Origin of the sequence: Mesorhizobium sp. B2-8-1 (genome assembly GCF_006440955.1) — a bacterium.
GTDB lineage: Bacteria > Pseudomonadota > Alphaproteobacteria > Rhizobiales > Rhizobiaceae > Mesorhizobium.
The window spans coordinates 415,353-427,280 of sequence record NZ_VFTX01000003.1 but is presented as its reverse complement, the minus strand read 5'-3'; the positions used below and the strand labels follow the sequence as shown (position 1 = coordinate 427,280).

Annotated in this window: 11 protein-coding genes; 6 read left to right on the top strand and 5 right to left on the bottom strand. The window is 64.1% G+C overall.

The features are described 5' to 3' along the window. Nucleotides 1-389: 389 nt before the first annotated feature. Complete coding sequence (gene mnmE / locus FJ428_RS10475; protein WP_140879390.1) at nucleotides 390-1,721, bottom strand: tRNA uridine-5-carboxymethylaminomethyl(34) synthesis GTPase MnmE; 1,332 nt, start codon at nucleotides 1,719-1,721, stop codon at nucleotides 390-392. A gap of 64 nt (nucleotides 1,722-1,785) precedes the next feature. Here mnmE and FJ428_RS10470 point away from each other — a divergent pair, with 64 nt between their 5' ends. Beyond that, nucleotides 1,786-3,822 (top strand): thioredoxin domain-containing protein, encoded by a 2,037-nt coding sequence (locus tag FJ428_RS10470; RefSeq protein ID WP_140879389.1) that lies wholly within the window; start codon nucleotides 1,786-1,788, stop codon nucleotides 3,820-3,822. A gap of 158 nt (nucleotides 3,823-3,980) precedes the next feature. Here the strand turns inward: FJ428_RS10470 and rho are convergent, their stop codons facing one another. From rho to hemE, 3 genes are all read right to left on the bottom strand, one after another. Then, nucleotides 3,981-5,246 carry a transcription termination factor Rho gene (gene rho / locus FJ428_RS10465; protein ID WP_140491913.1) on the bottom strand — a complete coding sequence of 422 codons (1,266 nt, stop codon included), beginning with the start codon at nucleotides 5,244-5,246 and terminating at the stop codon, nucleotides 3,981-3,983. Between the two features lie 174 nt (nucleotides 5,247-5,420). Continuing rightward, on the bottom strand, nucleotides 5,421-5,957 hold the full coding sequence (gene hemJ, locus FJ428_RS10460) for a protoporphyrinogen oxidase HemJ (protein ID WP_140524481.1): 537 nt from the start codon (nucleotides 5,955-5,957) through the stop codon (nucleotides 5,421-5,423). After that, nucleotides 5,957-6,988: a uroporphyrinogen decarboxylase gene (hemE, locus tag FJ428_RS10455; protein WP_140879388.1), complete on the bottom strand. Its 1,032-nt coding sequence runs from the start codon at nucleotides 6,986-6,988 to the stop codon at nucleotides 5,957-5,959. The genes hemJ and hemE overlap by 1 nt, the downstream gene beginning before the upstream one ends. 404 nt (nucleotides 6,989-7,392) lie before the next feature. On the opposite strand from hemE, the gene FJ428_RS10450 reads away from it, so the two are divergent. The 5 genes from FJ428_RS10450 (at nucleotide 7,393) to dnaQ (ending at nucleotide 11,096) form a co-directional block, all read left to right on the top strand. Further along, nucleotides 7,393-8,214, top strand: a complete 822-nt coding sequence (locus FJ428_RS10450) for a pyruvate, water dikinase regulatory protein (RefSeq protein ID WP_140491905.1) — start codon at nucleotides 7,393-7,395, stop codon at nucleotides 8,212-8,214. Nucleotides 8,215-8,271: 57 nt separating this feature from the next. After that, a complete protein-coding gene (locus FJ428_RS10445) occupies nucleotides 8,272-8,871 on the top strand; it encodes a Maf-like protein (RefSeq protein WP_140879387.1) in 600 nt (199 codons plus the stop codon). After that, nucleotides 8,864-9,706, top strand: a complete 843-nt coding sequence (locus FJ428_RS10440) for a shikimate dehydrogenase (RefSeq protein ID WP_140879386.1) — start codon at nucleotides 8,864-8,866, stop codon at nucleotides 9,704-9,706. Before FJ428_RS10445 ends, FJ428_RS10440 begins: the two co-directional genes overlap by 8 nt. Next, entirely contained in the window at nucleotides 9,703-10,284 is a 582-nt protein-coding gene (gene coaE / locus FJ428_RS10435; protein WP_140670543.1) for a dephospho-CoA kinase, read from the top strand. Before FJ428_RS10440 ends, coaE begins: the two co-directional genes overlap by 4 nt. A 107-nt stretch (nucleotides 10,285-10,391) precedes the next feature. Further along, nucleotides 10,392-11,096 carry a DNA polymerase III subunit epsilon gene (gene dnaQ, locus FJ428_RS10430; RefSeq protein ID WP_140514104.1) on the top strand — a complete coding sequence of 235 codons (705 nt, stop codon included), beginning with the start codon at nucleotides 10,392-10,394 and terminating at the stop codon, nucleotides 11,094-11,096. A gap of 175 nt (nucleotides 11,097-11,271) precedes the next feature. On the opposite strand, the gene secB is transcribed toward dnaQ, so the two are convergent. Beyond that, nucleotides 11,272-11,769, bottom strand: a complete 498-nt coding sequence (gene secB / locus FJ428_RS10425; protein ID WP_140491875.1) for a protein-export chaperone SecB — start codon at nucleotides 11,767-11,769, stop codon at nucleotides 11,272-11,274. Nucleotides 11,770-11,928: the final 159 nt, after the last annotated feature.

The following is an 11,928-nucleotide window of genomic DNA, read 5'->3' as shown; positions in this document are numbered from 1 at the left end:
CCGGCGCCGTGTCGGCACTTCTCCCTGGCACAGGGAGACAGCGCTGACCGCAAAGCCGGCACCTTCATTTACAAGGCTGATAATTGCCGAAACTGGAAATAACAGCGCGCCCTCTCCCCGTCCTTGTAAGAGAATGCCGGATAAGAGAATGCCGGCAGGCAAGTGCGGGGTAGCGCCGACGCTGGCGATTGACCCCGGCGCAGCCGTTTCACGTGAAACAACGTCGGTCGGAGAGCCCTTCTGTTTCACGTGAGTCATCGGCCGGGCCCGTCGTGATAGAAGCCGAGGTCAGCGCTGCCCCTCATCCGCCTGCCGGCACCTTCCCCCGTATAGTGACGGGGAGAAGGGAGGCTTGACGGCGTCCGCGCCCCGACAATGTTCCACGTGAATCATTTCCCGATGCAGAACTGCGAGAAAATCACATCCAGCATGTCCTCGACATCGACCGCGCCGACGATCCGGCCGAGCCGGTCGGCGGCCAGCCGCAGATCCTCGGCGCGCAGTTCCTGCCCGGCGTCCGGACTCTCGGCCGCGCGCAGCAGGAAGCGGTTGGCTTCGCCTAGCAATTCAACGTGGCGAAGCCGTGAGGGCAGGATGTCGCCGGCTTCGCCGACCTGCGCGGCCGCGAGCCTGGCGATTTCGGCCAGCAGTTCCGTCACGCCCGTCCCGTTCTTGGTCGAAATGACGCGATCATAACCGCCTGTATGCCCGGCGGGGGCTCTTTCCTGCACCAAATCGAGCTTGGTGCCCACGCGCAAGGTCGCGATCCCCTCGCGTTGAAGAGCAACGGGATGCGGGTCGGCCATATCCTCGAGGATGAGCAAGAGGTCGGCGCCATGCGCCTTGGCTCGCGCCTTCTCGATACCGATCGCTTCCACCTTGCCGGCCGCATCGCGCAGGCCTGCGGTGTCGGTCAGCCTGACCCGCAGGCCTTCGAGGTCAAGCACGATCTCGAGCAGGTCCCGCGTCGTGCCCGGCTCATCCGTTACAATAGCTGCATCGCGCCGCGCCAAGGCGTTGAACAGGCTCGACTTGCCGGCATTCGGGGCGCCGAGGATAACAACCTCGAACCCGTCGCGGATGATTTCGCCGGCACGAAACCCGGCAATGTGGCGCTCGATCTCCCCAATCACCGCCGAAACATCAGACCAGACCGTATCCGAAACGGAACCGGGAATGTCGTCTTCGTCGGCAAAGTCGATCTCGGCCTCGATCATGGCGCGCGCATGGATCAGCCGCCGCCGCCAGCTCAGATAAAGCTCGGCCTGCGCGCCCTCGGCATTCTGCACCGCGAAGCGCCGCTGCGCCTCGGTCTCGGCGTTGACCAGATCGGCCAGCGCTTCCGTCCTTACCAGGTCGACCTTGCCATTGAGGAAGGCCCGGCGCGTAAACTCGCCCGCTTCGGCGTGCCTGACGCCTTCGAAACCGGCGATCGTCTCCAACAGCCTCGCCACCACGGCGCGGCCGCCATGCACCTGGAATTCCGCCACGTCCTCGCCGGTGAAGCTGCCGGGGCCGGGGAAAAAGATCACCAGGCCACTGTCGAGCACGCCGCCATCGGGCGCCCGCAGCTTGCGCAGGCTGGCTACGCGGCCCTTAACCATACCGCCGGCGATCGTTTCGACAACGAATCGAGTCTTTGGCCCCGAAATGCGGATGACGGCGACGCCGGCGGGCAGGCGGCCGCTGGAAAGCGCGACGATGGTGTCGGCCGAAATCATTTGCCCGCCTTGTTGGACCGCCCTAGCTTCACTATCCAACCCCTGTTTCGCCGGACCGCTCATCGTGACACTGCCTGCGCAAAATCTGCTTGCCGACGAAGCCAGCCCCTATTTGCAGCAGCACAGCGGCAATCCGGTGCATTGGCGGGCCTGGTCGCCGGCGTCGCTTGACGAGGCGAGGGCGCTGAATCGGCCGATCCTGCTGTCGATCGGCTATGCCGCCTGCCACTGGTGCCACGTCATGGCCCATGAAAGCTTCGAGAACGATGACGTCGCCGCCGTCATGAACCGTCTGTTCGTCAATATCAAGGTCGACCGTGAGGAGCGTCCCGACATCGACCAGATCTACATGGCGGCGCTGTCCTCGATGGGCGAGCAGGGCGGCTGGCCGCTGACCATGTTCCTGACGCCGGACGGCAAGCCGTTCTGGGGCGGCACCTATTTCCCGCGCGAGCCGCGCTATGGCCGCCCGGGCTTCATCCAGGTGATGGAGGCGATCGACAAGGCCTGGCGCGAGAAAAGAGGCAGCCTGAACCAGAGCGCCGACGGGCTGACTTCGCATGTCGAAACCCGGCTCGCCGGCGCGCATGCCCGCACCGCGCTCGACCGCGACACGCTTGCCGCGCTCGCCAGAGGCATAGACGGCATGATCGACAAGGATCTCGGCGGCCTGCGCGGCGCGCCGAAATTCCCCAATGCGCCATTCATGCGGACACTGTGGCTGTCGTGGCTGCGCGACGGCAATGCCGGTCACCGCGACGATGTCCTCCTGAGCCTCGAACGGATGCTGGCCGGCGGCATCTACGATCACGTCGGCGGCGGTCTCAGCCGCTATTCCACGGACGCGCAATGGCTGGTGCCGCATTTCGAAAAGATGCTCTACGACAACGCGCAACTCATCCGTTTTTGCAACTGGGCCCATGCCGCGGGCGGAAAGGATTTGTTCCGGGTCCGAATCGAGGAGACCGTCGACTGGCTGCTGCGTGTGATGCGCGTCGATGGCGGCGCCTTCGCCGCCAGTCTGGATGCCGACAGCGAGGGCGAGGAGGGCCTTTTCTACACCTGGAGCCGGGAAGAGATCGAGACCGCGCTCGGCGACGATTCACCGTTGTTTTTCAACAACTTCATGCTCTCCAGCCCACCCGGTTGGGAAGGCAAGCCCGTTGTCCACCAGACGCAGGCCCAGCAGGTGCAAGGCATTGCCGAGCAGCCGCTTCTGGCCGCTCTCAAGGCAAGGCTGCTGGCAGTCCGTGAACGGCGCGTCAGGCCAGGCCGCGACGGCAAGGTCCTCGCCGACTGGAACGGCCAGATGATCGCAGCACTTGCCGAGGCCGGCCGCTCGCTGGCGCGGCAAGACTGGATCGACGCGGCCAAGACCGCATTCGACCAGATCGCCTCTTCGGCCGAGGGCGGACGGCTGCCGCATTCCATGCTCGGCGCCAAGAAACTGTTCCCGGCCCTGTCGAGCGACTATGCGTCGATGACCAATGCGGCGATCGCCCTGTTCGAAGCCACCGGCGATTGGAGCTACGCCGATCGGGCCCGGCAATTCGTCGAGCAGCTCGACCGCTGGCACGCCGATGCCGACGGCACCGGCTATTATCTCACGGCATCCGATAGCACCGACGTGCCGATCCGCATCAGGGGCGATGTCGACGAGGCTATTGCGTCGGCCACCGGCCAGGTCATCGAGGCGCTGGTCCGGCTCGCCGCGCTGACCGGCGATCTCGACCTGCAGGAGAAAGCGACGAAAGTCGCCGAACATGCCGCCGGCCGCGCGGCGCACCAGGCCTATGGACAGGCCGGCATCGTCAACGCCTCGGCGCTCGCCATAGAGCCGCTAAAGCTGGTGCTTGTGGACGATCTGGCGAATCCGACGCTCGTTCCGGTAGCGAATCGCAATCCCGATCCGCGTCGGGTGGATATTGTGGTGGCGATCGGCACGCAGGCGAATCGAACGCTGTTGCCGGGCGGGATCCTGCCTCCCTCCGACAGGCCGGGCGCGTGGCTGTGCACGGGGCAGGTGTGTTTGCCGGCGGTGAGCGATCCGGATGAATTGGAAGGGCTATTGCGACGAAGACCACAGAGTTCGTCATCCTAGGGCGAAGCTCCGTCGCGGAGACCCTAGGATCCATGCCGTGACTTTCGAGCGCTGCAACAGGTGGAAGATCCAGTCCGCCGCGCTCTTTGGCCGAGGCCATGGCATGGATCCTCGGGTCAAGCCCGAGGATCACGAAGAAGTGGAGTTCGCTCTGCGAACTACGTATTCATCGAATCGAAGAAGTCCGCGTTGGTCTTGGTCTGCTTCAGCTTGTCGATGAGGAACTCGATCGCGTCGGTTGTTCCCATCGGCGCCAGGATGCGGCGCAGCACGAAGATCTTCTGCAGGTCAGCGCGCGGCACCAGCAGGTCTTCCTTGCGGGTACCCGACTTCAGAATGTCCATGGCCGGGTAGATGCGCTTGTCGGCCACTTTGCGGTCGAGCTGGATTTCGCAGTTGCCGGTGCCCTTGAACTCTTCGAAGATAACTTCGTCCATGCGGCTGCCGGTATCGATCAGCGCGGTGGCGATGATGGTCAGCGAACCGCCTTCCTCGATGTTGCGGGCGGCACCGAAGAAGCGCTTCGGCCTTTGCAGGGCATTGGCGTCGACGCCGCCGGTCAGCACCTTGCCGGAGGACGGCACCACGGTGTTGTAGGCGCGGCCGAGGCGGGTGATCGAATCGAGCAGGATGACGACGTCGCGGCCATGCTCGACCAGCCGCTTGGCCTTCTCGATGACCATTTCGGCGACCTGCACGTGGCGCACCGCCGGCTCGTCGAAGGTCGAGGAGATCACCTCGCCCTTCACCGAGCGCTGCATGTCTGTCACTTCCTCCGGCCGCTCGTCGATCAGAAGCACGATCAGGTAGCATTCCGGATGGTTGGCGGTGATCGAGTGGGCGATGTTCTGCATGAGAACCGTCTTGCCGGTACGCGGCTGCGCGTTGATCAACGCGCGTTGGCCCTTGCCGATCGGCGCCACCAGATCGATCACGCGCGGCGAGATATCCTTGGAGGTCGGGTTGTCGATCTCCATCTTCAGCCGCTTGGTCGGATAAAGCGGCGTCAGATTGTCGAAGTGGATCTTGTGGCGGATCTTTTCGGGATCGTCGAAATTGATCGTGTTGACCTTGAGCAGCGCGAAATAGCGCTCGCCCTCTTTCGGGCTGCGGATCGGCCCTTCGACCGTATCGCCGGTCTTGAGCGAAAAGCGCCGGATCTGCGAGGGCGAAATATAGATGTCGTCGGGACCCGGCAGATAATTGGCGTTGGCCGAGCGCAGAAAACCGAAACCGTCCTGCAAGACTTCGACCACGCCGTCGCCGATGATCTCGATGTCCTGGGCGGCCAGCTTCTTGAGGATTGCGAACATCAGCTCCTGCTTGCGCATGACGCTGGCGTTCTCCACCTCGAGCGATTCGGCATAGGCGATCAGCTCTGGCGGTTTCTTGTTCTTGAACTCGGTGAGTTTCATTTCTTGCATTAGGATAGACTCTGGGTAGGCTTTTGGGAGGAAATCGGCGGGATGCGATAAATGCCGGGCGCGGCCAAAAGCAATGAAGGGCGGCGCATGACGGGAAGGAAGACCCGTCTTTTATCGTCGGCCGGCTGAAAGAGCAAGCCGCCTTTTAGCAGGTCGTGAGAGAGGTCTGAAGGTTCAGAACGGCTTGACGACGACCAGGATCACGATAGCGATCATCAGCAATGTGGGGATCTCGTTGACGATCCGCCAGTGCCTCGCGGGTTTTTCGTTACGATCCTCAGCGAATTTTCGCACAGCGCCGGCCAGATAGCCGTGGATGCCCGACAGAACCAGCACCAGCGCGATCTTGCCGTGCAGCCAGCCGCCCTGGAAACCGAAACCTTTCCAGGCCAGCCATAGGCCGAATACCCAGGTGACGATCATCGCCGGGTTGATGATGCCGCGCAGCAGCCGGCGCTCCATCACCTTGAAAGTCTCCGACTGCACCGAACCCTTCTCGGCATCAGCGTGATAGACCAGCAGCCGCGGCAGATAGAGCATGCCCGCCATCCACGAGATGACGGCAAGAACGTGGATCGCCTTGGCCCAGAGATAGAAGCCGTCTGGGGCCGCCAGAAACAGCAGCGCGGTGAGCACGACCAGGGCCACGATGCCGATCACCATGCGCATCATCGCCTGGCCCGTGCTGTTGGTGTTGCTCATCCCGGCCATCAGCGTGTCGCGCTCCTCACCAGTTTCACCATCGCCTCGACATGCGCAATCGGCGTTTCCGGGGTAATGCCGTGGCCAAGATTGAAGATCAACGGTCCGCTTCCCAGGCTCTCCAGGATCGCGCTGACGCCGTCGGCCAGCACCTTGCCGCCGGCGACCAGCCGCAGCGGATCGAGATTGCCCTGGACGGCCCCTTCCCGCTGCAACGCCTTCGCTGTCTCCAGCGGCACCGTCCAGTCGATCCCCAGCCCCGTGACGCCGGTCTTCTCGCGATAGCTCCGGTAGCGCGCGCCGGCGCCCTTGGGAAAACCGATGATCGGCACATCGGGATGGACCGCTCGAACCTGCCTGACGATCTCGGCCACCGGCTCGACGCAGAACAGCTCGAAACAAGCATCGTCGAGCACGCCGGACCAGGAATCGAATATCTGTACCATATCGGCGCCGGCCTCGATCTGCCTGATGAGATAGGCGGCCGAATGATCGGCCAGCACCTTGAGCAGCCGACGAAACGCCGCCGGCTCGCGATAGGCGAACAGCCGCGCCGGCGCCTGGTCCGGCGTGCCGTGCCCGGCGATCATGTAGGTCGCCACCGTCCATGGCGCGCCGCAGAAGCCGATCAGCGTGATTTCATCGGGCAGTTTCGTCCGCAACCGGCGAACCGTCTCGTAGACCGGTTCGAGATTCACGTGAAACACCGTGCTGTCCAGGGCCGCGATTTCAGCCGCCGTGATCGGCGTCAGCAGCGGCCCTCGCCCCTCTTCGAAGCGCACGTCGCGGCCAAGCGCATGCGGAACGACAAGGATGTCGGAGAACAGGATCGAAGCGTCGAAGCCGAAGCGCTCGATCGGCTGCATGGTCACCTCGAAGGCAAGGTCGGGATCATAGCAGAGGTCGAGGAATGAACCTGCGCGTCGGCGCGTCTCGCGGTATTCCGGTAGATAGCGCCCGGCCTGGCGCATCATCCAGAGCGGCGGCGGAAACACCGTCTCACCCTTCAGCACGTCCAGCATGATCCGTCTTGCAGGCATAGAGCGCTCGCCTCTCCCGGCTTCCCTTTAATCAAATATCTTATTTTAAAGAATCTTCTGATTCTAAGAGTCTGTTGGTTGTGGTGGTTGTCACCTGTCCCGCTTTGGCCGTCAAAACACCAGCAAGCATATTGTCGCGCATTTCCAATCGCCCCTTGCATGGTTCTGGGGACGAGCCGGAATCTTCCATTGGACTCAACACGCTAGAGCAGCGATCCTGCAGGTACGTCCTGTGGACAGACAAAAGGCAGAAATCTTCGTCCACGGACTTGTCCCCAGCCGCCCGACGAAGCCTACAGCGCATCGAATTGTGGACAAACCGGCATCTGATACAGTCGCTCCGGCCGGCGGGTTTTCCGAACCCTGCTTTATCCACATCCGCCCACAGCCCTAGGTAAAACCCTGTGAACAAACCCCAGAGCTTCTTCCACCTGCACCTGATCTCCGACGCCACCGGCGAAACGCTGCTCGCGGCCGGCCGTGCGGCTTCGGCGCAATACAAGGATGCGCGCGCCATCGAGCACATCTACCCGCTCATCCGAACCGAAAAACAGGTGGCCAAGGTGTTCGAGGACATCGAGGAGGAGCCAGGCATCATTCTCTACACCGTCGTCGACCAGAAGCTGGCGCGCGGCATCGACGAGCGCTGCGCCGCCATGGGCCTGCCCTGCGTCTCCGTGCTGGAGCCGGTGCTCACCGTCTTCCAGTCCTATCTGGGCACGCCCGCCGGCCGCCGCGTCGGCGCCCAGCACGTCCTCGATGCCGAATATTTCCGCCGCATCGACGCACTCAACTTCACCATGGAACATGATGACGGCCAGTTGCCGGCCAATATGGACGATGCCGACATCGTGCTGGTCGGCATTTCGCGCACGTCCAAGACGCCGACCAGCATCTATCTCGCCAACAGGGGCATCAAGACCGCCAACATTCCGATCGTGCTCGGCGTGCCGGTGCCCGAAAGCCTGGTCAACGCCAGGACGCCGCTGATCGTCGGCCTTGTCGCCACCGCTGAACGCATCTCGCATGTCCGCCAGAACCGCATCCTCGGCAACAGCAGCGCCTATGTGCCAGGCGACTATGTCGACCGCGCCGCCATCAACGAGGAGCTCGCCTATGCCCGCCAGATCTGTACCCGCCATGGCTGGCCGATGATCGACGTCAGCCGCCGCTCGATCGAGGAAACGGCGGCGGCAATCGTTGCCCTGCGGGGGAAGACGCGGTAGGTGCAGGTGAGATAAGTGAGGGGTGCGCGACGGAACGCCAATCCTGGGTGAACCAGCATGACCGAAAAAATCATCCTCGCCTCCGGCAGTCCGTTCCGCAAGGCGATGCTCCTCGGTGCCGGCATCGACGTCGAGGCGGTTGCGCCTGATGTCGACGAGCGCGCGCTCGAGGCGCCCCTGCAAGGCAGCGGCGCCTCGCCCGAGGATGTCGCGCTGGTGCTGGCCGAAGCCAAGGCCACCGAAGTAAGCGAGCGCAGGCCCGGCGCGTTGGTGCTCGGCTGCGACCAGACGCTGTCGCTCGGCGACGAGGTGTTCCACAAGCCGGCCGACATGGAAGGGGCGCGCCGCCATCTGCTGGCGCTGTCGGGAAGGACCCATCAGCTCAACAGCGCCGCGGTCCTGGTCCGCGACGGCGAGGTGCTGTGGCGCCATGTCGGCATCGCCAGCCTCACCATGCGCAAGCTCGATCCGGCCTTCATCGGCCGCCACCTGGCGCGCGTCGGCTCAAGGGCGCTGTCGAGCGTCGGCGCCTACCAGGTCGAAGGCGAAGGCATCCAGCTCTTCGAGAAGATCGAGGGCGACCACTTCACAATCGTCGGCCTGCCGCTGCTGCCGCTGCTGGCCGAACTGCGCACGCTGGGAGCGATCGATGGCTGAGGCGACCAAAAAGGCCTTCGTCACCGGTCACCCGATCAAGCATTCGCGCTCGCCGAAGATCCACGGCCACTGGCTGGCCAGATACGGCATCGACGGCAGCTACCAGGCGATCGATGTCGCGCCGCAGGATTTCGCCGAATTCCTGAGCACATTGCAAGCGAACGGCTATCTCGGCGGCAACGTCACCATCCCGCACAAGGAGGCGGCGTTCGCCCTGATCGAGCGCCGTGATGAGGCAGCCCAGCAGATCGGCGCCGTCAACACGCTGTGGCTGGAGGGCGGCCAATTGTGGGGCGGCAACACCGACAGCCATGGCTTCGCCGCCAATCTCGACGATCATGCGCCGGGTTGGGCGTCCAATGGCCCGGCGGTGGTGCTCGGCGCCGGCGGCGCCTCGCGCGCCGTCACCCACGCGCTGAAGCAGCGCGGCATCCGCGATATCCGCATCGTCAACCGCACGCTTGCCCGGGCGGTGGAATTGCGCGACCGGTTCGGCGCCGGTGTCTCGGCGCATGGCATGGCGGCGACCGGTGAACTGCTTGCCGATGCCGGCCTGCTCATCAACACCACGGCGCTCGGCATGCAAGGCAATGAGGGTCTGGCCGCCGACCCGGCCCTTTTGCCGGACCACGCGATCGTCACCGATATCGTCTATGTGCCGCTCGAGACGCCGCTGCTTGCGGCGGCAAGCGCGCGCAAGCTGAAGACGGTGGACGGCCTCGGCATGCTGCTCAACCAGGCGGTGCCGGGTTTCGAGCGCTGGTTCGGCGTGCGGCCCCAGGTCACACCCGAATTGCGCGCGCTCGTCGAAGCCGATCTGGCGCCAAAACCATGATCGTGCTCGGCCTCACCGGTTCGATCGGCATGGGCAAGTCGACCACCGCGAAAATGTTTGCCGAGGCCGGCATCCCGGTCCACGATTCCGACGAGACGGTGCATCGCCTCTATGCCGGCAAGGCAGCCCCCCTGGTCGAGGCCGCGTTTCCAGGAACCACCGGCGCCGGAGGCGTCGACCGGGCAAAGCTCGGCGCTCGGGTGCTTGGCGATGCGGCCGCGCTGAAAAGGCTGGAAGCGATCATCCATCCGCTGGTGCGCGCCGACGCCGACGCGTTCCTGGCGCGCAACCGCGCCGCCGGCGCGCCGCTTGCCGTCCTCGACATTCCGCTCCTGTTCGAAACCGGCGGCCGCGACCGCGTCGACAAGGTCGTCGTCGTCACCGCGCCGGCCGAAGTCCAGCGCCAGCGCGTGCTGGCGCGGCCCGGCATGAGCGAAGAGAAACTCGCCTCCATCCTGGCCAGCCAGGTGCCGGATGCGCAAAAGCGCCGCCAGGCCGACTTCGTCATCGATACCAGCCGGGGCCTGGATGCCGCGCGGGCTGAGGTCAAAGCTATCATCGCGGATTTGAGAGGTTAGATCGGCGCCTCTTTTCCGTCTCCCACAGGGGGAGAAGGAAAAAAGTCATTGCCCATTGCCATTTTGTTCCGCTCTCACGATTCTGCTCACCAGGAGCGACTGATTCGATGCGTGAGATCATTTTCGATACGGAAACCACCGGCCTCGACATGCGCGACGACCGCATCATCGAGCTTGGCGGCGTCGAGCTGGTCAACCGCTTTCCGACCGGCAAGACCTTCCACCACTACATCAACCCGCAGGGCCGCTCGATCCATGCCGAGGCGCAGGCCGTGCACGGCATCAGCATGGCGGACCTGCAAGGCAAGCCGTCCTTCGCCGAGATCGTCGAGGAGTGGATCGCCTTCACCGACGGCGCCAAGCTGGTCGCACACAATGCCACCTTCGACATCGGATTCCTCAATGTCGAGTTCGGCCGGCTCGGCCATCCGGCCGTCGACATCGGGCGCGTCGTCGACACGCTGGCGCTGGCGCGGCGCAGGCATCCGATGGGTCCCAATTCGCTCGACGCGCTCTGCCGGCGCTATGGCATCGACAATGCGCGGCGCACCAAGCACGGCGCCTTGCTGGATTCGGAGCTGTTGGCCGAAGTCTATATCGAGCTGATCGGCGGCAAGCAGACGGCTCTGATCCTGGACACCGTTTCAGTGCAGATGAACGGCGCGGGCGAAGTGGCAGACATCGATATCTCGGTCGGCGCACGGCCGATCGCCCTGCCCCCGCGGCTGAGCGAAGCCGAGCGCGCTGCGCATGCCGGCATGGTCGCCACGCTGGGTGAGAAGGCGCTGTGGCTGAAGGTGATGGGCGCCTAAGCGCGCCGTTCTCCTCGCCTTCGTCATCCTACGGCGGAGCAGGAGCGAAGCGACGTCGCGGAGACCCTAGGATGACGAGGTCGGGGGCTCTGCGGCCAAACCGGCCACACCAGCCTCTAAAACGAAAAACCCGGCGCGAGGCCGGGTCTTTCTGCAATATCCGTACGAGCCGGAATCAGCTCACCTGGACCTTCGACGCTGCCTGGTCCTCCGCCAGCTTCTGCTGGAACATCTGCGCGAAATCGATCGGGTCGAGCATCAGCGGCGGGAAGCCGCCATTGCGCGTTGCCTCGGCGATGATCTGCCGGGCGAACGGGAACAGCAGCCGCGGGCATTCGATGAACAGGATCGGCAGCATGTGTTCCTGCGGGAAGCCACTGATGGCGAAAACGCCGCCATAGACCAGCTCGACGTTGAACAGCACTTCCTGGTCGAAGGAGGCCTTGGCGTTCAGCGTCAGGTTGACGTCGAATTGCTTGTCGGAGAGCGGATTGGCGTTGACGTTGACGTTGATGGCGATGCCGGGCGCCTTGTCGCGGCCGCGCAGCGAGTTCGGCGCGCCGGGGCTCTCGAAGGAAAGGTCCTTCACATACTGGGCAAGGACGTTGAGCGAGGGCTGCGCCGTGTTGCCGTTTCCGTTGGCGCCGACCGGCGCGTCATCTTTGCTGGCCATGAGCCTTGTGTCCTTTTGCCTGGGCAGCATTGCTGACCGAATTGAAATCGGGCGTTCGCTACCATGGCCGGCATGACAAGACAAGGTTTGCCGCCTTGCGACCGGAGGGGATCCAGACTGCGTCGAGATTCAGGTCAGGCCGGCATCACCTGAACATCA